27 protein-coding genes are annotated in these 25133 nt (G+C 32.2%); 11 read left to right on the forward strand and 16 right to left on the reverse strand.

The window, feature by feature from the left end:
- Positions 1 to 7: 7 nt before the first annotated feature.
- The 10 genes from G7034_RS03285 to G7034_RS03330 form a co-directional block, all read right to left on the reverse strand.
- On the reverse strand, positions 8 to 508 hold the full coding sequence (locus G7034_RS03285; protein ID WP_166399536.1) for a metallophosphoesterase family protein: 501 nt from the start codon (positions 506 to 508) through the stop codon (positions 8 to 10).
- A 34-nt stretch (positions 509 to 542) separates the two neighbouring features.
- Positions 543 to 1586: an endolytic transglycosylase MltG gene (mltG, locus tag G7034_RS03290; RefSeq protein WP_166399537.1), complete on the reverse strand. Its 1044-nt coding sequence runs from the start codon at positions 1584 to 1586 to the stop codon at positions 543 to 545.
- Entirely contained in the window at positions 1576 to 2103 is a 528-nt protein-coding gene (locus tag G7034_RS03295; RefSeq protein WP_166399538.1) for a GNAT family N-acetyltransferase, read from the reverse strand. The genes mltG and G7034_RS03295 overlap by 11 nt, the downstream gene beginning before the upstream one ends.
- Positions 2097 to 2876 (reverse strand): diaminopimelate epimerase, encoded by a 780-nt coding sequence (gene dapF / locus G7034_RS03300; RefSeq protein ID WP_166399539.1) that lies wholly within the window; start codon positions 2874 to 2876, stop codon positions 2097 to 2099. Before dapF ends, G7034_RS03295 begins: the two co-directional genes overlap by 7 nt.
- 72 nt (positions 2877 to 2948) lie before the next feature.
- On the reverse strand, positions 2949 to 3515 hold the full coding sequence (locus G7034_RS03305) for a hypothetical protein (protein ID WP_166399540.1): 567 nt from the start codon (positions 3513 to 3515) through the stop codon (positions 2949 to 2951).
- Entirely contained in the window at positions 3505 to 3918 is a 414-nt protein-coding gene (locus G7034_RS03310) for a rhodanese-like domain-containing protein (RefSeq protein WP_166399541.1), read from the reverse strand. Before G7034_RS03310 ends, G7034_RS03305 begins: the two co-directional genes overlap by 11 nt.
- A gap of 1 nt (position 3919) precedes the next feature.
- Positions 3920 to 4231 (reverse strand): rhodanese-like domain-containing protein, encoded by a 312-nt coding sequence (locus tag G7034_RS03315; protein WP_166399542.1) that lies wholly within the window; start codon positions 4229 to 4231, stop codon positions 3920 to 3922.
- Positions 4232 to 4307: 76 nt separating this feature from the next.
- On the reverse strand, positions 4308 to 5936 hold the full coding sequence (locus G7034_RS03320; protein WP_166399543.1) for an acyl-CoA carboxylase subunit beta: 1629 nt from the start codon (positions 5934 to 5936) through the stop codon (positions 4308 to 4310).
- Between the two features lie 304 nt (positions 5937 to 6240).
- The gene (locus G7034_RS03325; protein ID WP_166399544.1) at positions 6241 to 7602 is read right to left on the reverse strand and encodes an aldehyde dehydrogenase family protein; all 1362 of its coding nucleotides are present in this window, start codon (positions 7600 to 7602) and stop codon (positions 6241 to 6243) included.
- 76 nt (positions 7603 to 7678) lie between these two features.
- Positions 7679 to 8326 (reverse strand): rhomboid family intramembrane serine protease, encoded by a 648-nt coding sequence (locus tag G7034_RS03330; protein ID WP_166399545.1) that lies wholly within the window; start codon positions 8324 to 8326, stop codon positions 7679 to 7681.
- A gap of 312 nt (positions 8327 to 8638) precedes the next feature.
- On the opposite strand from G7034_RS03330, the gene G7034_RS03335 reads away from it, so the two are divergent.
- From G7034_RS03335 to G7034_RS03350, 4 genes are read left to right on the forward strand one after another with little or no spacing between them, the layout of a single operon-like run.
- The gene (locus G7034_RS03335) at positions 8639 to 9523 is read left to right on the forward strand and encodes a lysophospholipid acyltransferase family protein (protein ID WP_166399546.1); all 885 of its coding nucleotides are present in this window, start codon (positions 8639 to 8641) and stop codon (positions 9521 to 9523) included.
- The gene (locus G7034_RS03340; RefSeq protein WP_166399547.1) at positions 9523 to 10500 is read left to right on the forward strand and encodes a D-alanine--D-alanine ligase; all 978 of its coding nucleotides are present in this window, start codon (positions 9523 to 9525) and stop codon (positions 10498 to 10500) included. Before G7034_RS03335 ends, G7034_RS03340 begins: the two co-directional genes overlap by 1 nt.
- Positions 10501 to 10541: 41 nt before the next feature.
- On the forward strand, positions 10542 to 10994 hold the full coding sequence (gene coaD / locus G7034_RS03345; protein WP_166399548.1) for a pantetheine-phosphate adenylyltransferase: 453 nt from the start codon (positions 10542 to 10544) through the stop codon (positions 10992 to 10994).
- Positions 10995 to 11052: 58 nt separating this feature from the next.
- On the forward strand, positions 11053 to 11343 hold the full coding sequence (locus G7034_RS03350) for a hypothetical protein (RefSeq protein ID WP_166399549.1): 291 nt from the start codon (positions 11053 to 11055) through the stop codon (positions 11341 to 11343).
- Between the two features lie 18 nt (positions 11344 to 11361).
- Here G7034_RS03350 and G7034_RS03355 read toward each other — a convergent pair whose 3' ends face one another.
- From G7034_RS03355 to dusB, 5 genes are all read right to left on the reverse strand, one after another.
- On the reverse strand, positions 11362 to 12360 hold the full coding sequence (locus G7034_RS03355) for a metal-dependent hydrolase (protein ID WP_166399550.1): 999 nt from the start codon (positions 12358 to 12360) through the stop codon (positions 11362 to 11364).
- Positions 12361 to 12434: 74 nt separating this feature from the next.
- A complete protein-coding gene (locus G7034_RS03360; RefSeq protein ID WP_166399551.1) occupies positions 12435 to 13790 on the reverse strand; it encodes a UDP-N-acetylmuramate--L-alanine ligase in 1356 nt (451 codons plus the stop codon).
- 81 nt (positions 13791 to 13871) lie between these two features.
- Positions 13872 to 14777 (reverse strand): geranylgeranylglycerol-phosphate geranylgeranyltransferase, encoded by a 906-nt coding sequence (locus G7034_RS03365; protein WP_166399552.1) that lies wholly within the window; start codon positions 14775 to 14777, stop codon positions 13872 to 13874.
- A gap of 10 nt (positions 14778 to 14787) precedes the next feature.
- Positions 14788 to 15726 (reverse strand): mevalonate kinase family protein, encoded by a 939-nt coding sequence (locus tag G7034_RS03370; protein WP_166399553.1) that lies wholly within the window; start codon positions 15724 to 15726, stop codon positions 14788 to 14790.
- 168 nt (positions 15727 to 15894) lie between these two features.
- Positions 15895 to 16893 carry a tRNA dihydrouridine synthase DusB gene (gene dusB, locus G7034_RS03375; protein ID WP_166399554.1) on the reverse strand — a complete coding sequence of 333 codons (999 nt, stop codon included), beginning with the start codon at positions 16891 to 16893 and terminating at the stop codon, positions 15895 to 15897.
- A gap of 421 nt (positions 16894 to 17314) precedes the next feature.
- Between dusB and G7034_RS03380 the strand changes: the two genes are divergently transcribed.
- The 7 genes from G7034_RS03380 to miaE all read left to right on the forward strand — a co-directional run bounded on the left by G7034_RS03380 (position 17315) and on the right by miaE (position 24146).
- Positions 17315 to 17956, forward strand: coding sequence for a hypothetical protein (locus G7034_RS03380; protein ID WP_166399555.1), 642 nt, complete (start codon positions 17315 to 17317; stop codon positions 17954 to 17956).
- Positions 17949 to 18512, forward strand: a complete 564-nt coding sequence (locus tag G7034_RS03385; protein WP_166399556.1) for a phosphatase PAP2 family protein — start codon at positions 17949 to 17951, stop codon at positions 18510 to 18512. The genes G7034_RS03380 and G7034_RS03385 overlap by 8 nt, the downstream gene beginning before the upstream one ends.
- An 11-nt stretch (positions 18513 to 18523) precedes the next feature.
- Entirely contained in the window at positions 18524 to 19345 is an 822-nt protein-coding gene (locus G7034_RS03390) for a hypothetical protein (RefSeq protein ID WP_166399557.1), read from the forward strand.
- Positions 19346 to 19562: 217 nt separating this feature from the next.
- Positions 19563 to 20594 (forward strand): M28 family metallopeptidase, encoded by a 1032-nt coding sequence (locus G7034_RS03395; protein WP_166399558.1) that lies wholly within the window; start codon positions 19563 to 19565, stop codon positions 20592 to 20594.
- Between the two features lie 80 nt (positions 20595 to 20674).
- Positions 20675 to 21622 (forward strand): glycosyltransferase family 2 protein, encoded by a 948-nt coding sequence (locus G7034_RS03400; protein WP_166399559.1) that lies wholly within the window; start codon positions 20675 to 20677, stop codon positions 21620 to 21622.
- 95 nt (positions 21623 to 21717) lie between these two features.
- Complete coding sequence (locus tag G7034_RS03405) at positions 21718 to 23565, forward strand: DNA polymerase III subunit gamma/tau (protein WP_166399560.1); 1848 nt, start codon at positions 21718 to 21720, stop codon at positions 23563 to 23565.
- The gene (gene miaE, locus G7034_RS03410; protein ID WP_166399561.1) at positions 23565 to 24146 is read left to right on the forward strand and encodes a tRNA-(ms[2]io[6]A)-hydroxylase; all 582 of its coding nucleotides are present in this window, start codon (positions 23565 to 23567) and stop codon (positions 24144 to 24146) included. The genes G7034_RS03405 and miaE overlap by 1 nt, the downstream gene beginning before the upstream one ends.
- Before the next feature lie 3 nt (positions 24147 to 24149).
- Here miaE and G7034_RS03415 read toward each other — a convergent pair whose 3' ends face one another.
- Positions 24150 to 24797, reverse strand: a complete 648-nt coding sequence (locus G7034_RS03415; RefSeq protein WP_246166731.1) for a hypothetical protein — start codon at positions 24795 to 24797, stop codon at positions 24150 to 24152.
- Positions 24798 to 25133 lie beyond the last annotated feature (336 nt).

Raw genomic sequence — 25133 nt, forward strand, 5'->3', positions numbered from 1 at the left:
TAATCAGTTAACTTTTGCCTCGCTTCCCAAAATCAACTACGGCAAGGTTTTCTAATTTTCCATTATTTATTTCAAACTGAAGCATGGTTCGTTTTGCATGAAATCCGTGAATACCTACAGCACCAGGATTCATGTGTAATAAATCTAATTTTGGGTCTCGCATTACTTTCAAAATATGCGAATGTCCACTTATAAATAAATCTGGACTTTGATGTATTAGTTTAGCCCTTACTTCCTTACTATATCGATTTGGATAACCACCAATATGTGTAATCCAAACAGACAAACCATCAATAACAAATTGTTGATGCAGAGGAAACTCACCTCTTATTTTGTAACTATCAATATTGCCATAAACTGCTCTAAGCAAAGCTACTTTTTGTAATTCATCAGTAACTTTTAAATCACCTATATCTCCTGCATGCCAAACCTCGTCTGCCTGAGCAGCATAAGACAGAATTTTATCGTCTATATAAGAATGGGTATCGCTAAGCAATAATATTTTCATTTGAGTGATTTTAGTAAACTTACTGGTGTTCAGTTTATCTATAAATTTTTTGCTTATTTACCCAATTCCTGTATTGATTAGCATATTGGTTATGCTGTCTCAAGTTTTTAGCAAATTTATGATAACCTGGATTTTGTACATCAGCAACAAAATAATAATATTGATGATCTTCATAATTCAAAACCGCATCTATACTTGAAATATCAGGCATAGCAATGGGGCCAGGAGGTAAACCAGCATATAAATAAGTATTGTATTTTGATTGAATCAGTTTATCTTTGTTCAAGACCCGTTTTACAATAGTATCGAAATTCTGAGTACTTTCTTTTAACGCGAAAATTAAAGTAGGGTCTGCTTGAAGTTTCATATTAGCCTTTAGCCGATTTACATAAACACCTGCTACCCTTGGTCGTTCATCTACTTTAGCTGTTTCATTTTGAACAATTGAAGCCAATGTACTTACTTCAAAAGTACTAAGATTTAAGGCTTTTGCTTTTTCTCTGCGTTTACTTGTCCAAAAAATTTGGTACTCTTTCAACATTCGATCTCTAAATTCTTCCGCATTAGTATTCCAAAAAAACTGATAGGTATTAGGTACAAAAATGCTCATTAAATTTTCTTCAGTAAGCTGATTTTTTGCTAAGAATTCTTGGTCCATAAAAGCATTAATTAAGGCTGTGCTATCGGCTTCAATTTGCTTAGAAATTTTACCTGCTAATAAAGGAAGATGGTGTTGATTATTAAATTTTACTTGAACAGGAATATTATTAACACGCAGAGCGTTAACTAACTCATTATTATTCATTCCATTTGTTATTCTATATTTCCCAGGCCTAAGGTTTTGTGGATAACTCTTTTTTTCGGCTACTTGATGAAAACCTCCACTATCGGCTAAATAAGGTTTTAACTGCTGAAAAACATCTTCATAGGTGGCTTCAGTTTCAATAAAAATATACATCTCTTCTTCTTCAAAAGAAGTATTAGGACCAAAAATAGTTTGGTAAATAGTATAGCTAATAAAGCCCATAACTACTAACCCAATTAATAAAACAGCTAAAACAATTCTTCTAATGTACATAATTAATTTTTTGATAAAAATATTCGTCGTAAAATTTACCTCCTATAAAATTCCATTCTTTTTTTACTGAAGTTTGAGAAAAACCTGCCTGCTCAAAAAGATGTTTACTCGATTCGTTTCCGTGATTAATTGAAGCAAATAGTTGATGTAACTCTAACCTTGTAAAGGCATACTTACAAACTAGGTTTAGTGCTTCTATGGCATAACCTTTTCGGCGATGATTCAGGTCAACTATAATACCAACGCCAGCGCGTTTATTCTGAAAATCGAAGTCGTATAAATCAATTAGCCCAAGGGGAGTATTTTTTTCGTCAGAAATTACTAATCGCAATTGCTTAGCTTGGTAAATATCTTGGTTAGCATTTTCAATATACTTCATTAAAATATGTCTTGAAAAAGGCTGATTAGTATAACTTAAATGCCATAAATCTTCGTTATTTTCTATAGCTAAAAGAAAATCGATATCACTTGGCTCTAAGGCTCTTAATTTAATATGTTCGCCTGATAATGTTAACATTGTATATAAGCTTCAAAAACAAATTTAGCTGGTCCGCTAAGCCAAATATCATAATATTTTTTTTGAGATTCATCCCACTTAAAATCGACTTTCAGGTTTCCTCCTTGCGCCTTGACCTCAATTGAGGTCAATTTGGTTTTGGCTTGGTGATGTGATGCCAAAGCTGCGGCGGTGACACCAGTTCCACAAGCCAAAGTTTCTGCTTCAACGCCACGTTCATAAGTTCGTAGGGCGATTGAATTACCATCAGTTTCTACAAAATTAACATTGCTTCCAGCTTTACCATAAAGTGCGGAGTTTCTAATTTTAGCTCCTTCCACATTTACATCCACCAAGGACACATCATCTACAAATAAAATATGGTGAGGAGAGCCCGTATCCAGAAATAACTGATTATCGTTCACTACAATCGCATTAACATTTTGCATTTCAAGCTTCACTCCATCTGTGAGCATAGTTGCTTTGTGCAAGCCGTCAATAGCTTCAAACTGACATTGTTTTGAAACTATTCCCAGTTGTTGTGCAAAAGCTACAATACACCTGCCTCCATTTCCACACATTGTACTTTCCTTACCATCGGCGTTAAAATAAAGCATTTTGAAGTCGTATTGCTCTGCGTTTTGTAACAAAATGAGTCCATCAGCCCCTACACCAAATCGCCTATGGCATAAAAATGAAATTTGTTCTGAAGTTAGTTGATGTGTTTGATTTCTATCATCAATCATTATAAAATCATTTCCTGCTCCATGGTATTTATAAAAATGAATTTTCATTAGTTCAAGATATTTTACAAATATAGCTAATGCTAGATAAAATTTAGAAAAGTATGAAAAGAGAAAGCTTAATTACTTCAGCTTAAAATTATCAAAGACACTTTTCACTATTTCAATTTGCTCTTTAAAAGTGGTATTTTGAGCTGAAAATGTAAGTATAAAAGCCTGTTTGTTGTATATTTCGTAATGTTGATAAAAGAATAATTCTCGTTGATCTAAACTACCCTTATACGTTATTCTATGGAAATCATTGTGTGAATTACTCGTTACAATTTCTGAATCTTTTATCAAATTAAGTATTTGTTTTTCAGATAACTCTACATAATCCTTCAACGTATAATTTAAATTTGAAATGTCTTGAACAAGTAAATTTATATTAGGACGAAAGCCTTTTTTTTCATCTGAAGTTGAATCGTTAACATATAAGAAAAATTCTGCTTGTTGAAGCATCTGATCTCCTTTTTCATCATATTGTCCTTTTTTTACAAACTCAAATTTCTCTGGATAAGTTATTTGATAGTAAGGAGTTCTGTAGGTATTCCAGCCTTGTTTTGTTGTTTCGTTTTTACAAGCTAAAAAACTTAAAAAGACAACTATTAGTAGCGCTGAAAAATTAAAATGAGATACATTATTTTTCATTATCCTTTTCAGCTGATTTAGAAGAAGTATTTTTCAACTTAGTTGATGTGGGTTTCCCTTCAAAAATCCACTGATCTAATCCATCTTCAAGTTCCATTACTTTCTTGAATCCGTTTTCAAGTAAGATTGAGGAACAATCTTTACTTCTATTTCCTGTTTGACAATAAACTACAACCGGTTTCGATTTATCTAATTCCTGAATATTACTTTCAAAATCTTCATTATAAATTATATTCTGAGCTCCTTTTACAAAATTTTCATTAAACTCTTCAACGCTTCGCACATCAATTAATTGAACGCTTTCTTGCTGAAGTATCTCCTGCATTTCATCAGCAGAAATTAATTTAGTTTGCCCCCAACTAACTGCATTTATCAATATAAAAAAAACATATATATAACGCATGTTAAGCTTGTTTAACTTCGCCATCCCAATCTAATATTCCTCCCTCAAGATTAGCTAAGTTGGTAAAGCCCATATTTTCCATAACTTGGCAAGCTAACGTACTTCGTTTACCTGAACTACAATACACGTAGTATTTTTTTGATTGGTCTAGTTTTTCAATCTCTTCGGTAAACTTAGCAGGATCTTGAATATCTATTAATACTGAATTAGGAATGAATCCATTATTGTATTCTTCAATTGTTCTTACATCCAAAATAACAGCATTTTCGTCTGCTAATTCGCTTTTCCAGTCGGTTGTTGATAAATTTCGCATACTTTAAATTTTGTACAAAAGTAAGCTTTTATCTTGAAAACACTTCAGCCTTGTCTTTAAAACTGATTAGGAAATATTAGGTTTGAATCACTCCTAAATTAAAGTCTTTTTCAATTGGAGCATGGTTGGCAACTTCAATTCCATTAGAAATCCATTTTCTTGTATCTAGTGGATTAATCACAGCATCAGTCCAAATTCTTGCTGCTGCAAAATACGGACTTGTTTGCTCATCGTAATTATTCTTTATTTTATCGAATAATTCTTTTTCTTTAGTTTCATCAATTTTTTCACCTTTTGCTTTTAGCCTAGCAGTCTCAATTTGCAATAAAACTTTAGCTGCTGAATTTCCGCTCATTACTGCTAACTCGGCACTTGGCCAGGCAACAATCAATCGAGGATCATAAGCTTTTCCGCACATGGCATAATTTCCAGCACCGTAAGAATTTCCAATAACAACAGTAAATTTTGGTACTACCGAGTTGCTTACTGCGTTTACCATTTTAGCACCGTCTTTAATAATTCCGCCATGTTCACTTTTACTTCCCACCATAAAACCAGTAACATCTTGTAAGAAAACCAATGGAATTTTCTTCTGATTACAATTGGCTATAAAGCGCGTTGCCTTGTCTGCTGAATCACTATAAATTACCCCGCCAAATTGCATTTCTCCTTTTTTGGTTTTTACAATTTTGCGTTGATTAGCCACAATTCCTACAGCCCAGCCGTCAATTCTAGCATAACCTGTAATAATGGTTTGCCCAAAACCTGCTTTGTATTCCTCAAAATCAGAATCATCTACCAAGCGAAGGATTATTTCATTCATATCGTATTGGTCGCTTCGTTTTTCAGGCAGCAAGCCAAAAATATCCTCGGGATTGAGTTTTGGTTGAGTCGGTTTTTTTCTGTTGAAACCGGCTAAGTCAAAATCACCTATTTTATCTACTATATTTTTAATTTTGTTTAGCGCGTCTTGGTCGTCTTTAGCTTTATAATCAGTTACACCACTAATTTCACAATGTGTAGAAGCACCTCCAAGCGTTTCATTATCTACACTTTCTCCAATAGCGGCTTTTACTAAATAGCTCCCTGCCAAGAAAATACTTCCTGTTTTCTCAACAATAAGAGCTTCATCACTCATAATAGGTAAATAAGCACCTCCTGCAACACAACTTCCCATCACTGCTGCAATTTGGGTAATTCCCATACTGCTCATAATGGCGTTATTTCTAAAAATCCTACCAAAGTGTTCTTTATCTGGAAAAATTTCATCTTGCATAGGAAGATAAACACCTGCACTATCTACTAGGTAAATAATAGGAAGCTTATTTTCTATGGAAATTTCTTGCGCCCGTAGGTTTTTCTTTCCTGTAATTGGAAACCATGCCCCTGCTTTTACAGTAGCATCATTTGCTACAACAATCACTTTTTTTCCTGAAACACTTCCAATTTTCACAACCACTCCTCCACTAGGGCAACCGCCGTGCTCTTGGTACATTCCATCACCAGCAAAAGCACCAATTTCAATGGCTTCTTTAGAATCATCTAACAGAAAATCAATGCGTTCTCTAGCGGTCATTTTACCTTTAGCATGCAATTTTTCAATTCGCTTTTCGCCTCCACCTAAATAAACCTTTTTAAGTTTAGAGTTTAATTCTGAAACTTTAAGTTTATTGAAGTCCTCGTTTCTGTTAAATTTTATATCCATAGTTGAAACCAAATTTTTTAAATCTGTTCAAAAATAAGCAAAACTAGACTTTTGAAAAATTATTAATATACTTTATTTTTATTTAAATTCAGGCAAAATAAGTATCCTAAAAGCATTTCGAATTAAACAATCTGCAATGATTTTAGCTTCAGGATGTTGATTCACTGCTAAGTAAACTAAAGGAAGAAATAGGTTTAATAAACTAATAACAATCAAAATCCAAGAACTGAAAAAAACTCAAGACAAACAAAACTAAAACAACGGGTAACAAATTAGCTTCTGTTGAATTTGAGTTAGTTTATCTCTATTTATTGGTGTTGATATATACAGTTTTTATGTTGGCAAATTCTACTAATGCTTCTGTTGAAAGTTCTCTTCCGTAGCCAGATTTTTTAACTCCTCCAAAAGGAAGCCTTGGGTCGCTTTTTACTAATTCATTTACAAAAACAGCACCTTCATTAAACTTTGGAATATACTTTTTTAGCGCTTGAACATTTTCTGTAAAAATAGAAACACCTAGTCCGTATTCAGATTTATTCACCTCATCAATAGCTTCTTCTATTTCCTTAAATTTTGCGATTCCTAGCAATGGACCAAAAGTTTCCTCTTTAAAAACTGGCATTTCCATGTGGCAATTTTCAACTAAAGTAGGCTCAAAATAAGTACCCTTAGAACTACCGCCTAATAGTAGTTGAGCGCCCATTTCAATTGATTTTTCTAATTGTTTATTCAAGTTTTTGGCTAAATCTTTTCTGGCTAAAACTCCAATATAAGTAGCATCCTCTTCAGGGTTTCCTACTTTTAATTGCTTTACTTTTGCTTTTAATTCAGTTACAAATTCCTTGTAAATTGCTTCATGCACATAAAGTCGTTTCCCTGCAATACAACTTTGTCCAGTATTTTGAAACCTAGCTTGAACGCAAGTATCTACGGTTTTAGCAATAGGTGCATCTTTCATTACCAATAGGGCGTTATTTCCGCCGAGTTCAAGGACTGTTTTTTTAATTTCAGCTCCAGCAATTTTAGCAACCTCAGCCCCTGCTTTTGTGCTTCCTGTTAAAGTTACAGCTTTAATAGAAGGATGCCTGATGAGTTGGGCTGTAGCTTTTATATCAATGAAAAGTGACTTAAAAAACCCTTTGGTTAAACTGGTTTTTTGGAGTAAATTTTCAATGTTTTGAGCTGATAAAAAGGTATTAGGCGCGTGTTTTAAAAGCACCGCATTGCCAACAACAATAGCCGGAATTAAAAATCGAAAAACTTGCCATAGTGGGTAATTCCATGGCATAATTCCTAACAAAACCCCTAAAGGTTCAAGAGTTTTATAAGACTCGTTAGCGTCTGTTGTTAGGTGTTGTGGATGTAGAATAGCGTAATCAATAGCTGCATAATGTTTGCATAACCAAGCACATTTTTCTACTTCAGCAATAGACTGAGAAATAGGTTTTCCTATTTCTTGGGTAATGCTGTGCGCTAAATACTGCTTATTGTTTTCAAGTTGGTTAGCTATTTCTAACAGAATTTTTCGCTTTTCATCATCTGTTAGTTGCTTGTGCAGATGAACTGCCGTTTCAGCTTCCTTTAAAAAAATAGTGAGTTTAGCTTCGGTATGAGCTTTAAATGTAGCTATTTCTTTTTGGTTGTAAGGGTTGTTTAATTGAAACATGTGTAGTATTGTTTATGCGAAAAATAAGAAAAAGAAAAGCAATCGAGCTTATAAAAAAGTTAAAGGAAATTGAGGTTTATATCACTCCCCGCTTCTGTAAAATAAACAATAACACAATGGGTATGGCCAATAAAATAACCATATACAAACTTTGTTCAATAATACTAGGTTGTAGCAAAATAGTAAAAAAGTAGCCTCCCATTGCTCCCCCAAAATGGGCATCATGGCCAATATTATCGGTTCTGGATTTCATGCCCCAAATGGAATACAATAAATAACCTATTCCAAATACATAGGCTGGAATTGGAATAATAAAAAACAAACCTAACATCATGTCGGGTTGAAGCAAAATAGCTGAATACAAAATTCCCATTACCGCTCCACTAGCCCCAACAGCCTGGTATTGAGGTTCGTCTTTATGAAATTGATAGGACAAAAAATTCCCCAATAATAAACTTGCAAAATAAACTAACAGAAAGCCAAAAGGACCTAATGCCTGACTTACAATACCACCAAAAAAATAAAGCGTTAGCATATTAACTAATAAGTGGGTAGTGTCTATATGAAGAAAGCCAGAAGAAATAAAGGCTATTTTGTTTCCTCGATTAATAGCCTCTATATTAAACTTATATTTATGGAAAAATCCGTAATCTTGGAAACCTTTATAAGAAAATAGCACATTTGCTGCTATGATAATTAAAGTTAATAAATCAATACCAAGCATAAATAAAATTTTGTTTTCAAATTTAGGCTTTTAATTCGAAATATACATTCAAAAAACATCCTCATCTTATTACGACTATAAAAAGCAAGTATTTACAAGCCAAAACCCCACTTAAATACAATTGTCCAGCTTACACTTCAACTTTTATTCTGAAAGACCTCACTGCTTCGACGTTCTAGAGAGAAAGACATGCATTGGTAGTTAAGATAAATTAAGGCAAAAAGCATTAAAAAATACAGCAGAAAAACCTCCTGTCCTTTTGCTTGATAAAAACCGATTAATTTTACTTACTTTTGAAAAAAATTACATCGATTGAATGCACTGATTTTTTATCTCGTATATCCTATATTATGGCTTATTTCTAAGCTGCCTTTTAGAGCTATTTATGTATTTTCTGATGCTGTCTTTGTGTTGATATATCATATTTTTGGCTTCCGAAGAAAAGTAGTAAGAAGTAATTTAAAATTATGCTTCCCAGAAAAATCTATAGCAGAATTAAAATCAATTGAAGTTAAATTTTATCATCATCTCTGTGACATCTTCCTTGAAATGATCAAAACTCTTGATCTTAAACCAGAAGATTTAAAAAAACGCTTTATCATTACTAATCCAGAAGCTATCAAGGAAATTGATCACAGCGGTAAAAGCGCTATCATCATGTGCGCTCATTACGCAAGTTACGAGTGGATTACTGCAATTAAAACCTACGATGCCGATTTAAAAGCCTTTGGTATTTACAAGAAAATAAAGAATCCATATTTTGATAATATGGTGAAAAAAATAAGAACTCGCTTTAATACTGATATCATTGACAAAAACGAAGCTACCAAAACAATGCTTAGAAATAAAGTAAATCACATAGGAGGCTATTATGGAATGGTAGCAGACCAATCTCCAAAAGCCGCTAAAATTACTTATTGGGGAAATTTTATGGGACAAGAAACCCCCATGTTTGTGGGGTCTGAAATTATGGCCAAAAGACTAGATTTTAGTGTGTATTATTTCCAAATAAACAAAGTAAAACGCGGTGTTTACCAAGCTGAATTAATTCAATTAGCAGAAAAACCAAAATCCATAGAAAATTTTAAAATCACTGATCAATATTTTGAATTAGTTGAAGCGCAAATAAGAAAAGCACCCGAATTTTACTTTTGGATTCACAAGCGCTGGAAACATAAAAAAGAGGATTTTCAATAATGAAGAAGAACATTGCCATTGCCATGGGAGGCTACTCCACCGAATTTGATATTTCAATTAAAAGTGGTGAGACCGTTTACAAAAATATAGACACTAACCAATTTGTGCCTTATCAGATTCATATTACCAAAGAAAATTGGTGGTTAGTGGATGACAATAATAATAAGCATCTGATAGATAAATCTAATTTTACGGCTAAAGTAGATGGCCAACTCATTCAATTTGATGCTGTTTTTAATACAATACATGGAACTCCCGGTGAAGATGGCCTGCTACAAGCTTATCTAAACGTAATGGAAATTCCGCAAACAGCTTGTAATTTTTATGAAGCTGCCCTCACCTTCAATAAACGTGATTGCATTTCTGTACTTCAAGCCTACGGAATTAAAACGGCTAAAAACTACTTTGTGAATCAAGGAGATGAAATTAAGCCCGAAGAAATAGTGCAAAAGCTTGGCTTACCCTGCTTTGTAAAAGCCAATAGAGCTGGAAGTAGCTTTGGAATTTCAAAAGTTAAAAAGACCGAAGACTTAGAAGAAGCTATCAACCACTCATTTAAGGAAGATGATCAGGTGATTATTGAATCTTTTCTTGACGGAAGAGAGGTTTCAGTAGGGGTCATTAATTATAACGGCGAAACTACCGCTTTACCAGTTACTGAAATTATTTCTGAAAATGAATTCTTTGATTACGATGCTAAATACTTAGGAAAATCGAAAGAAATTACGCCTGCACAACTTACTGAACAACAAACTAATGAAGTTCAACAAGAAGCTATAAAAGTTTTTAACGTGCTAAATCTAAAAGGATTTACCCGCGCTGAATTTATTTTTCACGATAACCAACCTCACTTTTTAGAAGTCAATACCTGTCCAGGGCTAACTGAAGCTAGTTTATTGCCTCAACAAGCAGAAGCCGCAGGAATCCAGCTCCAAGATTTGTTTACCGAAGCAATTAATGCGTGTTTTAAAAAATAAAGAAGTTTAAATTTTCATACCTTTGAAGAAATAGAATTCCTATGAAAAAAGCAGTTTTCCCAGGATCTTTTGATCCAATTACAAATGGTCACCTTGATATTATCCTACGTGGACTTACGCTTTTTGATGAAATTATTTTGGCTGTTGGAGTTAATGCTGAAAAAAAATACATGTTTAGTTTAGAGCAACGAAAAGCTTTTTTACAGGAAACTTTTAAAGACGAAAAAAAAATAAAAGTATCCACATATCAAGGCTTAACAGTTGATTATTGTAAAAAAATGAAGGCTAATTTTATTTTAAGAGGCTTGAGAAATCCAGCCGATTTTGAGTTTGAAAAAGCCATTGCTCACACCAATCGTAAGTTAGAAAAAATTGAAACGGTATTTTTGCTTACCTCTTCTGGCAAAAGCTATATTTCCTCTTCTATTGTAAGGGATGTAATTAGAAATAATGGCGATTATACTTCGCTTGTCCCTAGTGCTGTTCGAATTTAAATTATATTTTTTATTAGAGCGGGATTATACCATTTAAGACCGTTGCAAGGAAAAAAATATGAAAGCACATAAAAACCCAACCCTTGCCGATTGTATTTGTGATTTACGAACAAGAAAGATTAAAAAAATTACCCAAATAGATGCTCTTTTAGATTGGGGTAAAATTAGTAAAGTGATGGAGAAGCATTACAAAAAAGGGAAAGCACAATTTAAAATGTCTCAAAATAAAACCAAAAGTCATTTTTTAAAAGCTATTAAGGTGCTTAAATACAAGGAGCAAGAACGAATAACACAATTATTAGATTTATTAACTGAATTTAAAATCTCACACAATTACTACAAAAAATAGAAGGTGTTGGTTACAGAATTATTTTCCTTTAATTCTTTCCCACAATTGTATCATTAAGGCTTTTCCATCCTCAGGAGTTTTCCTGAATTCTTCCACTTGAAAGTTATTTTCGTCATGATAAAGTCGATAGCTGAATACAAATCGATTTTCCTCAGGTTCAAAACTTAATAAACCAAACCTAAGGTCATTAAAAAATAACTCATTAGCATCATTTAAAGTAAAAGTGTACCAACCTTCGCTAATTGACTTAAGTCGTTGTACATCTGATTCTTGAACAATATCTTCAGCTAGATGATTGTTCATCGGATAGAACTTAAAATCTATTTCTTTAGTATCAAAAAAAGAATAATCGCCTATATAAAATCCTTCTTCTGTTTTTACATTAGCCGACCAAAGTAAAGTAGTAAGTGGCGCGGGTCTATTTTGTAATTCAATATAACTCATATTTTGTTCCTCTAAGGCATTCTGAAAAGCCTGGTAAGAGAAAAATTTCAAAACTATGCCTATTAATAAGTAAGTAGAGCTCAATCCAATTCCCCAGTAATTCCATTTTCTCCTTTGTAATGAAGCTTTTGGTTTTCGCATAGCCACAATCAAACAAAACAAAAATGGAAGCGTGTATATAGGATCTATGACAAATATACTTTTAAAGGCTAACTGAATATCTAGTGGCCAAAATAATTGAGTTCCCCAGGTAGTAAACGCATCTAATAACGGGTGAGTAAAAAGCCCCCAAAACATCAACCAACTCAATTCTTTCCAGCTTGCTTTAGATTCAAAAAAAGAAAGTAAATAGCCAAATAATGGAGCAGCTAAAACGCTAAAAACTATGGAATGAGAAAAACCACGATGTACCTCTATAGCAGTTACCGTATCTAAAAAATAACCTGTTATTACGTCTAAGTCAGGAATAGTTCCAGCAATAGCTCCGTAAAGTGGTGCTCGATTACCAATTTTTCTACCCAAGACCACCTCCCCTACTGAAGCACCAAGTACAATTTGAGTTAATGAATCCATAGTTGTTGCTGCTTAAAAATTGATGAATTTTAAAAATCTGTTTAGAAATAATACGGTTTAAGCTTGCTCTTTTACTAAGCAATCCAGGACTTTAGTTGTTCAAAATCTAGTCCTCCATAATTACCACTACTCATCAATAGTAAAATATCGTTTTGGTAATGTTTTATCTTAAGATAATTTTGAAAATCTTCTGCTTGTGTAAAAACAGTAATTCCACTTAAATTAAAAGCGGCTTCTATTTGTTCTTTAGAAATAGGTGGCATTTTTTTAATTTCTAAAGCTTTAGAAGAATAATAAACTACTACTTCATCGGCATAAGTAAGACTTCCCTTATACTGCTTTAGGAAATCTTTATTTAAACTAGAATACGTGTGCAATTCTAAGCAAGCGATTAAATTTTTATCTTCAAATTGTTTTTTTACGGCTTGGGTAGTTGCATTGACCTTTGATGGACTGTGAGCATAATCTTTAAAAACTTTCACTCGATCTGACTCATACAAAAACTCAAGTCGTTTAGAGGCGCCTTTAAAACTGGCAATAGCTTCATAAAAGTCATCTTCATCTACGCCCATGTGTTGGCAAATCCATTTTGCACCAGCTAAGTTTTGTAAATTATGCTTACCAAAAATTTCAATTGGCATGGGTCCTTCAGGAGTTTCTAAAAAAGTTTCTCCATCTTCAATAAAATGGGCAGGTATAGAATAAGGATGTTTGCGTGTTGGGTTAGTAGCTTTTTCGGCAATTTCCTTAACCTCAACATCGTCTTCATTATAAACCAAGGTACTGCCTCTAGTCATTCCATCTACAAAAAGTTCAAATTGTTTCACATAATTTTCAAAAGTTGGAAAGACATTGATATGGTCCCAAGCAATTCCGCTAATTAAAGCTATATTGGCTTGGTACCAGTGGAATTTTGGTTTTAAATCGATAGGAGATGATAAATATTCATCTCCCTCTAATAAAATAAAATCGTTTTCTTTAGTAAGATGCACCATATTATCAAAGCCTTCTAATTGAGCACCAACCATAAAATCTACTTCTTTATTATGGTAATTCAACACATGAAGTATCATTGAGGTAATGCTTGTTTTACCGTGAGAACCGCCAATAACAACTCTAGTTTTATATTTTGATTGCTCAAAAATAAATTCTGGATAAGAATAAATTTTCAATCCTAATTCTTGAGCTTTAAGTAGTTCAGGGTTGTCTTTCTTAGCATGCATTCCTAAAATTATAGCATCTATTTGGGTGGTGATTTTTTCTGGAAACCAACCAAATTCATGAGGCAACAAACCTTTTTGCCCTAACCTTGACTTAGAAGGTTCAAAAATTTCATCATCGCTTCCTGTTACTTCATATCCCTTTTCAAGTAAAGCTAAAGCTAAGTTATGCATTGCACTTCCGCCAATGGCTATAAAATGTACTTTCATATATGTATATCTATTCTAATTTAATGAATTCAAAATTACAAAAAGCTAAAGTAATTATCCTACAAGTAAGCATGAAGTTAATTACAAAATTCGCTTTATAAAAACGTCTAAATCGATCAACAAAATGCAAAATACGCCAAAAACTATTATAAATTTTAAAAGGTTGTGCAACAGCAAATAATGGATTTTCTTTTTAGCATACCAAACACTAATTGTAAATAGGAGTAAGAGCAACAAACTTAAAATAAAATAGTATTTCATGTAACCAACTTCAAAAAAATTAAGTAAAATATAAACAGGTATTAAACTTAATACGCTAGAGAAGGTTAGCAGCTTTTTTGAGAGTTTAGCCCCGTATTTTACAGGGATAGTTTGATAATTTTGTGCAAAATCGCCACGTAAATTTTCTAAATCTTTAACCAATTCACGCATACTGATTATAGTAAATAAGAAGAGGGCATGCACAAAAATAACCAAGTCAAAATTAATGTAATATATAAAAATAACGAAAAAAGGAGTTACGGCCAGGAGTGCAGCAGCAAAATTTCCTATAAAAGCATATTTTTTTAAACGATGTGAATACAACCAAATAGTAAAGATATAGATTGAGAAAAAGATTACCGAATTAAATGAAACATAACTAGCTATAATTACAGCCAAAAGATTAAGAATAAAGTAGAAAGAGAGTTTAGTTTGAGAACTAACCAAATTATCGATATGTGTTTTAAGCGGACGATTAATTAAGTCTTTTTCTGAATCGTAGAAATTATTAATAATGTACCCGGAAGCAATTACCAACGAACTAGACAAGATTAACAAAAATAAATTAACGTCTAACAGGATTTCTTCTGTACTTAGATAATTAGGTGCAATAATAAAAATTGAAGCCAGGTATTGAGCAAGAATAATCATCAAAATATTATAGCCTCTAACTACTGAAAAAAGACCAGCTAATTTCAGTAAAAGCTTTGATGATTTTTTGGGCATTGATAAAAGTTTAAAAAGTATAAACTACTTCTAATTTATGATTTTTTAATAACTCTTTAGCTTTGGCGTAGTCTTCTGTGAATCCAAGTATGTAACCACCACCACCTGATCCACAAAGCTTTAAGTAGTAGGCATTGGTTTCGATTCCCTTTTTCCAAAGTTGGTGAAAGGGTTTTGGAATCATTGGTTTAAAATTGTCTAAAACGATATTTGATAATTGTTTCACATTGCTAAGAAGTGATTTAAGGTCGCCTTTCAGAAAATCATCAATACAAGCATCTGTTTTCTTGATAAAAGAATCTTTGATAACTTTCCTAAAAGCTTCTTGTTTCATGTTTTCCATAAAAATATTTACCATTGGTGCAGTTTCTCCAATAATACCGCTATCCAATAAAAACACCGCTCCTTTTCCATCGGCTGTTTGCGAAGGAATACCTGCTGGTTCAATATTTTCCTTAGAATTAATTAAAATTGGTAAACTTAAGTAAGAGTTTAGCGGATCTAGACCTGAAGATTTACCATGAAAAAAAGACTCCATAGCAGCAAAAATATGCTTAAGCTTAGTCAGTTTAGACTTTTCTAAGTTTTCTAGTACAGTTATTTTGTTAAAAGCATATTTGTCATAGATAGCGGCAACTAAAGCCCCACTACTCCCTACTCCATAGCCTTGAGGAATAGAACTATCAAAATACATACCTTTAGCAACATCGGTTTTCAAAGCCTCTAAATCAAACCTAACCAATTCAGGTTGTTCTTCTTGAAGTTGGTCTAAATGAGTTACAAAACGATTCAACTCAGAATTTGATTTGATATTTTCTTGACTTGGCTCATCATCAATTTTTAAAGCTCCATTATAAAAATTGTAAGGAATTGATAAGCCTTTAGAATCTTTTATAATACCGTATTCACCAAACAATAAGATTTTAGAATAAAATAAAGGTCCTTTCATGAAATTAGTTTATTAAAGATTACGAATTCAATCTAAATGTAAAATAACAAAAATTTTTAAAGTCATGTATTAATTTTAAGAAAAGACTAAGATTTTGTCTAACTTAACAAGACCTTAAATTAAACAATATATGATTAATGATTGCAAAAGTAAGTATTTATTAGAAGTTTATGCAGTAATAAAATCATAATCTGCAAATTTTTTCTCAACTTCATCTAGCGCTTTAAAAACATCAACAGCCTGATCTTCGGTTACCATTTTCATGCGATAGGGTTTAATTCCAGGAATTCCTTTAAAATAATTGGTATAATGTCTTCTCGTTTCAAAAACTCCTAATTTCTCTCCTTTCCAATCAATAGCCATTTGTAAGTGTCTTTTTGCTACATAAACACGTTCTTGAATACTTGGAGGAGGTAAGTGTTGTCCAGTTTCAAAAAAATGTTTTACTTCTTTAAAAAACCACGGATAACCAATACTTGCTCTTCCAATCATAGCTCCATCTAAGCCATACTCATCTCTCATCAACATGGCTTTTTCAGGCGTATTAACATCGCCATTTCCAAAGACAGGAATATGCATTCTAGGATTGTTTTTTACGGCTGCAATTGGTTGCCAATCAGCTTCTCCTTTATACATTTGAGCCCGTGTTCTTCCGTGAATAGAAATAGCTTTACAACCTACATCCTGAAGACGTTCAGCTACTTCAATTATTTTAATGTGGTCATGGTCCCATCCCAAACGTGTTTTAACGGTAATAGGTAAATTAGTATGTTTCACCATGGCTTCAGTAAGTGAAACCATTTTATCGATGTCTTTTAAAATACCTGCTCCTGCTCCTTTAGATACAACTTTTTTTACAGGACATCCAAAGTTAATATCGATGATATCTGGTTTTGTAGCTTCAACAATTTCAACAGACTTCAGCATTGAATCTAAGTTAGCTCCAAAAATCTGAATACCAACAGGTCGTTCTTTTTCGTAGATATCTAGTTTAATCACACTTTTAGCGGCGTCTCTTATCAAACCTTCAGAAGAAATAAATTCTGTATAAACAACATCTGCCCCTTGTTCCTTGCACAAAGCTCTAAAAGGTGGGTCACTAACATCTTCCATTGGGGCTAATAACAATGGAAAATCTCCTACATCAATATCTCCTATTTTTGCCACTTAATTTATTTTTTTGCAAAAATACAATAAATAAATAACTCGTTCAATTAGTTGAAGTCGCTAAAAAAACTGAACACTAAAAAACAATAAGGCTTTACTTATTTTTAGTGAAATTTAGGTTTTGACGAGTAAAAAGATAAATGCGCTGTCTGATACCTGACCTAAATTAAGAAAATTGAGTCTAATTCTTCGTTCAATTTATAAGTCTCGTTGTAAAAAGTCTGAAGTATAAAAAAAAGACTTTGACTTAAATTAAGCTTGATTTGTTTTAATTTTACAAAGATTTTAAAACCTGATGAATTTTAAAAATTAGTATAAGTTGTCATTTTCAAAAATAATGTGTTCTTTTGCTTAAATTACAATGCATAATTTTTTTTTGGAAAGTAATAAAAACATTTTTTCCCATTAAAACCGTTTGAGAATGAATAAAAAACTTAGCGATTTAACTTCCATTTACCTTAGACTTCCACTCTATGTAGCAGTTATGCTAACAATTACACAAATTATAAAGTTTGATTTTATTGACGGAGAATTTAATGAAGATGGTTATGTAGAAAGCTTTCAACTAGTTTTCTTAGGTTTGTCAATAGTTTTGCTTTTTTTTAGTTCTTATAAATTCAGCATATTTAAGATTTATACTAGTATTTTAGGCTTATTTTTAGCTACTCATTTTATAAGAGAAAACGATGCTTTTTTTGACGAATATTTAATGGAGCACGCATGGAAAATTTTTGCCTATAGTTTTGTTGCTATTGCTGTTTATGTACTTATTAAAAATTGGAATAATTTTTTAAATCAAGTTTATCAAATAAAAGAACACTTAAGTTTCGGGGTGTTTATTAGTGGATTGACAGTACTTCACGTTTTTTCGAGACTCTATGGAAAAAAAGATAATTGGATTAATTTATTTGAAAAAATAGATGCTCCTGCAGAGCAATACAGAAGTATAAAAGATGCTTCAGAAGAAAGTATTGAACTGCTGGGTTATGCCATTATTTTTATCAGCATAGTAGAATTAATAATCTATGCAAAAAAACAACAAATAAAACTAAAAGATGCTTGAATGGATTAATGAAATAGATTCAAATTTATTCCTTTATCTCAATCAATTAGGTAGTAGAAAGTGGGATTGGTTCTGGATAATTATGACTGAAAAATGGACTTCTATTCCTGTTTTTTTGGTCTTATTACTACTTATTTATAAAAATTACAATCTTAAAAAAGTAGGTGTTTTTTGTCTGTCCATTTTCTTTGTGATTTTAATAAGTGATCAATTAGCTAATTTATCTAAACACTTTTTTGAACGACCAAGGCCATGCAATGAAGATTTTATGAAGTACGGTAGATTTTTAGCAAAAAGATGTGGAAGTTTTGGTTTCTACTCTGCGCATGCCTCAACAACTTTTGCCCTAGCTACTTTTTTTATTTTACAAGTAAAAAAGAAACTGCCAAAAATTCATTATTGGTTGATTCCATGGGCGATTATTGTTACTTATAGTAGAATTTACATAGGCGTTCATTACCCCGGTGATATTATTGTGGGCTGTACTATTGGAATAAGTATAGGCACTTTAATAGCTAGCCTATCTAATAAAATTAAATTTTTAAAAGTAGAATAGTTGATAAGCTTATGAAACTAAAACAACTTCCTAGTTCATTGTACAAAAGTCTTAAGTTAAGACTTTCTGATGCCAAAAGCGAAGCAGGAAAAAGAGAAAAAGCGAATGTAGTGGTTTCTTTAACTTCCATTCCTTCAAGATTTAATATTTTAGACCTTACCTTAAAAAGCGTACTTACTCAAAGTTTATGTCCTAAGACTATTTATTTATGGATTAATGTTAATGATTGGAACCTAATTCCAAAAAAGGTGTTAGATTTAGAAGGTGATATTTTAAAAATAAAAAAAACAAAATTAAAAACAGCTCATAAAAAATTAATCCATACCCTTTTAGAAGAAAAAGAATCTCCTATCATTACTTGTGATGATGATGTGATTTATCATAAAAACTGGTTGGAGTCACTTTATGAAACACATGTAAACTATCCAAACTCCATAATAGGACATCGACTAAGAACGATTCAATTTGATGAAAATGGAAAAGCTCTTCCTTATGATTCTTGGAAATACAAGCAAAAAGCTCCTTCAGAAAATCAAATGACCATTGGCGTAAATGGTGTTTTGTACCCTCCAAAAATATTTTCTGAAGCCATTCAAAATGAAGCGCTTTTTATGAAACTAGCACCTAAAAATGACGATTTATGGTTCAAAGCTATTGAATTAGTTGAAGGAATTAAAATAAGAAAATCAGAACATACTCCTCCCCCACCAATTCCCATACCTGGAACACAAAAAATATCACTGAAAAAAGAAAATGTTGACCAAAAAATGAACGATTCTCAGTGGTCTGAACTTACCGAGTATTACAACCTAAATCAATACCTTAAGCGCTAATTACTTACAACAAGAAAACCTTATTAGCTTGAAATTGTTTTTGTTTTTCATAGGCTTTAGTTTAATAACTATAAAAAAAATTAGTTTGTTAGTACCTATTCACTTTTAAAAACAAGTGTTTTAATTCTGTTTTTCGTTGAAAATTAAAAAGCTAGAATCAATTAAGTTCTGAGTTTTTAAAATAAGTGTATTTTTGTTTAAATTAAAATTAGAAATCATGAAAAATATATTTTTTTTAAGTATAGCCATCGCTTTCATCTTTACCGGGTGTAAAAGTAATATGCAAAACAATGAAGAGCAACAAAGCACAAAGGAGCCTTTAGAAGAAGTTGCTGAAATGATTTCTCCAGAGGCCTTAAGTGATTTGCTTCATGAAATTTCATCAGATAAGTACCAAGGAAGGATGACAGGCGAAGAAGGACAAAAATTAGCCGCTGATTTTATTGTTGATTTCTTCACCGAAAATACTATTCCAGCTGGTAACAATGGTGAATTTTTTCAAGCTATCCCCGCTTCAAACTTCAACAACCAATACAATGATTCAGAAAACATATTAGCCTTTATTGAAGGAACTGAAAAACCCGAAGAAGTAATTGTGGTGTCTGCACATTATGACCATGTAGGCATGGATGATGAAGGTAATATTATGAATGGTGCCGATGATGATGGCTCTGGAACAGTTGCCGTTATGCAACTAGCTAAAGCTTTTAAAAAAGCTAAAGAGGAAGGTTTAGGACCAAAAAGAAGCCTATTGTTTTTGTTAGTAACCGCTGAAGAAATTGGCTTACTTGGTTCTAAATTTTACACTGAAAACCCAGTGTACCCTCTTGAACAAACAGTAGCTAACCTAAATTTAGATATGATTGGACGAATTGATAAAGAATATGAAACAAAGGAAAATCAAAACTATCTTTATTTAATTGGTGCCGATAGAATTAGTCAAGAATTTCACGATATTTCTCTAGCTCAAAATGATAAGTATTCAGATTTATACCTCGATTTTAAATACAATGCAGAAGACGAACCTATGAATTTGTACTACCGAAGTGACCATTACAACTTTGCAAAAAACGGCATTCCGTCTATATTTTTCTTTTCTGGATTACACGATGATTATCACCAACCCACCGATACGGCCGATAAAATTGAATATGATTTATTAGCTAAAAGAGCACAATTAATTTTTCATATTGCTTGGGAAGTAGCCAACAAAGAAGAACGCTTAATAATTGATACGCAAGAAGAATAATCTCAGTATAAAAATTTCGTAATTATGTAGCATTTTAAAAAAATCCTTTACAACTAAAATGCGCTTTTAAATTAAAAATTGTGAAAACAGAGCAACCTATATCACCCCCTTTTTTTAGTGTTGTCATTCCGCTGTACAATAAAGAGAATTTCATCCAAAATTGCTTAAAAAGTGTTCTTAATCAAAGCTTTACCAACTTTGAAGTAATTATTATAGATGATGGAAGCACAGACGAAAGCTTTACCAAAGCAAAACAAATAAAAGACCCAAGATTTAGCCTCTATCAACAAAAAAATCATGGCGTATCTGTTGCAAGAAACAAAGGGGTAAAAAAATCAAAAGCTGCATTTATTGCTTTTTTAGATGCCGATGACCAATGGTATCCTGAACACTTAGCAATGATTTATTCCATGATAAAAAATCACCCTAAACAACAACTATTTGCAACTAATTACCAAATAGAAATTGCACCTAAACAGTATAGAAACACAAAATTTAGTGTTGCAGTTACTAAACCAACTCAAGTTATCAACAACTTTTTTGAAGCTAGCTTAAAAGACTCTTTACTACATACCATTACTACAGTGATTAGAAAATCTGTTTTTATTGAAGAAGGAGGTTTTAATCCATCTATCCCCTCTGGTCAAGATACTGATTTATTTATTCGACTCGGACTTAAATATGCCATTGTATTTACCCCAAAACTAGGAGCTAAGTATAATATTTTTTCAGAAAATAATCTTTCAAAAACCAAGCATTTTAAAATCCGACTTCAACTGCTTAAAGCTTATGAAAACATAGAAAACGAATACTTACAACAGTACATTAACTTAAATCGTTACGCTATTGGTTTGGGTGCAAAACTAGCTAAAAACAAAGCCTTTTATTCGGCTAAAAAAGACCTTAATTTTAACTTACTAAGTACAAAGCAAAAAATTCTGTTTTTACTTCCTAGCCGCTTACTAAAGGTTTTAAAAAAAATACAGGACATCATGACCAAAAAAGGAATATACATTACTTCAATATAGGTTGGGCTTACTGCATCAAGTCATCAATTTATTTATCTTATATTTTAAATTAAATTTCTTTTAATTGTGTAAATTTGTGGGTCAAACTAAGTTGCATGGAACATTTTGTAGTATCGGCCAGAAAATATAGACCAGAGAATTTTGAGGATGTAGTTGGGCAAAAAGCAATCACCAATACTTTGCTGAAAGCTATTGATAGCAACCACCTAGCCCAAGCCCTATTATTTACAGGCCCAAGGGGAGTTGGTAAAACATCTTGTGCCAGAATTTTAGCTAAAAAAATCAACCAAGATGCCAATTCGTCAGATGATCAAGATTTTTCATTCAACATATTTGAATTAGATGCTGCATCAAATAATTCTGTTGATGATATTAGAAACCTTACCGACCAAGTGAGAATTCCGCCGCAAACTGGGAAGTATAAAGTCTATATCATTGATGAAGTACACATGCTTTCGCAATCGGCTTTTAATGCCTTTCTAAAAACCTTAGAAGAACCTCCAAAACACGCCATCTTTATCCTAGCTACTACCGAAAAACACAAAATTATTCCAACGATTTTATCCCGTTGTCAGATTTTTGATTTTAAACGAATAACTGTTTTTGACATCAAAGAACACTTGGCTAGTATCGCACAAAAAGAAGGTATTACAGCAGAAGATGACGCCCTTCATATTATTGCACAAAAAGCAGATGGAGCTATGCGTGACGCCCTCTCTACTTACGATCGTGTAGTGAGTTATTGCGGAAATCAACTTACTAGAAAAGCAGTAGCAGAAAACCTAAATGTTCTTGATTACGATAGTTTTTTTGATTCTACAGACTATATTTTAGCTGGTGATATTCCTAACTTATTAGTCTATTTTAATCAAATTTTATCAAAAGGTTTTGATGGCCAACATTATGTAGCGGGTCTTGCTTCTCATTTTAGGGATTTATTAGTGAGTAAAAACCCGGCTACAGTTGAATTACTCGAGGTGGGGGATCAAACAAAGCAACGTTATTTAGAACAAGCAAAAGCAATTGACTATAACCAATTAATGACCTGTATTGATTTGGCTAGTGAGTGTGATTTTAACTATAAAAATTCCCAAAATCAGCGCCTGCTTGTTGAATTATGTTTAATGAAAATGGCGTCAATTTCTTCTGGAAATTTACCTCAAAAAAAAAAATGTGATGTAAGCATCAAACCCGCTTCAGAAGTTACTTACCAAGTTCAACATAAACAAATTGATGAAACTGAAACATCTAAAAAAGAGGCTATTCATTCTGCTGAAACTCATTCAGATTTAGTAAATAATAAAAAAAACCTTTACCCGAATAATCATCAGCAAGAAGAACTTAGCGTAAAAATTTCAACTGAAACAGAAAATCAAGCAGATGACCAACAAAGAGTTTCAAACAATGCTAATTATGCCTTAGATGCTAATGAAAAAGAATTGATTTCTTCAGAAGAAAAAAAAGTGAAAGTAGAAAATCAAAGCATTAAAAAAACTTCAGGATTTTCGTTGAAGGCTATTCAAAAGAAAAAAGAATTAATAGCTGCAAAGGAAAAAAATAAACCCAAAGAAATTGAACGCTTTTCAGAATTTACCGAAGAAGATGTGCAAAAAGCTTGGATCGCCTATTCAAACAAAATTGAAAAAAGAGGAAATAAAATTTTAGCTTCAGTATATAATAGCGATATACCCAAGCTTAATGGAAAAGAGATTTGTATTGAGTTGCCTAACGAAACCATGAAAATTTCTGTTTTGCAAGACCAATCTAGTTTAATGAAGTTCCTTAAAGAAGAATTAGATAATACTGAAATTTCATTAGAAATTAAAGTTAATCACGTGCAAGAAAAAAAGTATGCATTTACCCCAAGAGAAAAATACCAAAAGCTTGCTGAAACCAACCCTGCTATTGAAAACTTAAGAAAAACCTTTGAATTAGATATATAATGTTAGGATTAAAATTACCCACCGACCCAAGATGGGCAGATATTGCCAACAAAAACATTAAAGAAATTTTAATTGACCATGCGTGGTGTGAACAAAAGGCTGCTTCTACGGCTATTTCATTAATTGTAAGTTTTCCTGAATATAGCGAACTTGTGGAGGAAATGCATGATTTAGTGCAAGAAGAAATGAGTCATTTTAAAATGGTGCACGATTTACTTAAAGAGCGAAATATAGAACTTGGAAGAGACCGAAAAGATTTATATGTTGTAGAACTAATGAAGTTTTTCCCTAAAGGGGGAAGCCGAACCAATCAATTAACTCACAGATTAATGTATGCTGCCTTAATTGAAGCTAGAAGTTGCGAACGTTTTAGGTTGCTTTCTGAAAATTTAGAAGACCAAAAGCTAGCCCGTTTCTATAGAAAGTTAATGATTTCTGAAGCTGGACATTACACCCTATTCTTAAAACTAGCCAGAAAATATGGAGAGGAAAATATAGTCAACGAAAAATGGAACAAACTACTGATTTATGAGGCGCAAATAATGAAAGATTTAAGCAAGAATGAAACTGTTCATGGCTAATTTTTAAGGCTGAATTTCATTATCATCATCAACAAGCATCAAAATTTCATTAGGAGATAAATAGAGTTTTTTTATATTTACCTTGTAGTGCTCAGGTAATTCAGTGTGGTTCAAAATAAAATTTTTGGTAGCTATAATGTAATTCCCCATTCCTTTCTGAACAGCAAAAGTATCTGCTCTTTTTTCAGCTTTTCTGATATAATTTTTAGATAAAGAGTAGCCAATGCCAAAACCAATTAAATTAAATGAACTTCTGTGTTGGTAATCCAAAATATGACCTAATTCATGACCTAACCAACCAATCATTACTTTTGAAGGTATTTCATCTATTGAAAACTTTTCATTGTCAATGATAAATTTTGAACTAATGTTTATAAAATAAGACCTGTTCTTTTTTGACTTAAAAAAGTCTGAAAATCTTGGTTGAGCATTCATAAATGACTTTTTAAGGCCTTTAAATCTAATTTCAATAACCACATCATTTAGTTCTGGAAAATGGTCGAATGCTATTTTAGCCTCCTCTTCTATTAATTTTGGAATCACTTTATTACTATAATGTACCGTGTCCTCGTTCATTTGTTCAAAGTTTTGATATGCGTGAGTTTTTATCGACAGGATAATAAAAAGCGATAAAAATACTTTTAATAACATTTAATTTTTTTTTATAACTTAAAAAATAAATTTAAATCTGTGGTCGGCTTTACAAAACTTTAAGCCTAAAAGTAAAATTTAGTAAGTGCTATAGGTACTAAAAAAGTAGAGTCCTTACCGGGCGGTAAGAACTCTACAAATTAACCAATCTATTATGAAAAACTTCATCCACTACAAATATAAGATAGATGTAAACAACTACCAAAATAGAAAATCATTTTAATAACTTTTTATCACTTTCTTGTTTTAGCCCCTATAAAACAAGAGTAATCTTTTAAATTTCGATTAGTATTCATTTTTTGTTTTTTCTTCAAGTTTTGAGTAAGCTGTAAAGTT

Origin of the sequence: Psychroflexus maritimus (genome assembly GCF_011089875.1) — a bacterium.
GTDB classification, from domain to species: domain Bacteria; phylum Bacteroidota; class Bacteroidia; order Flavobacteriales; family Flavobacteriaceae; genus Psychroflexus; species Psychroflexus maritimus.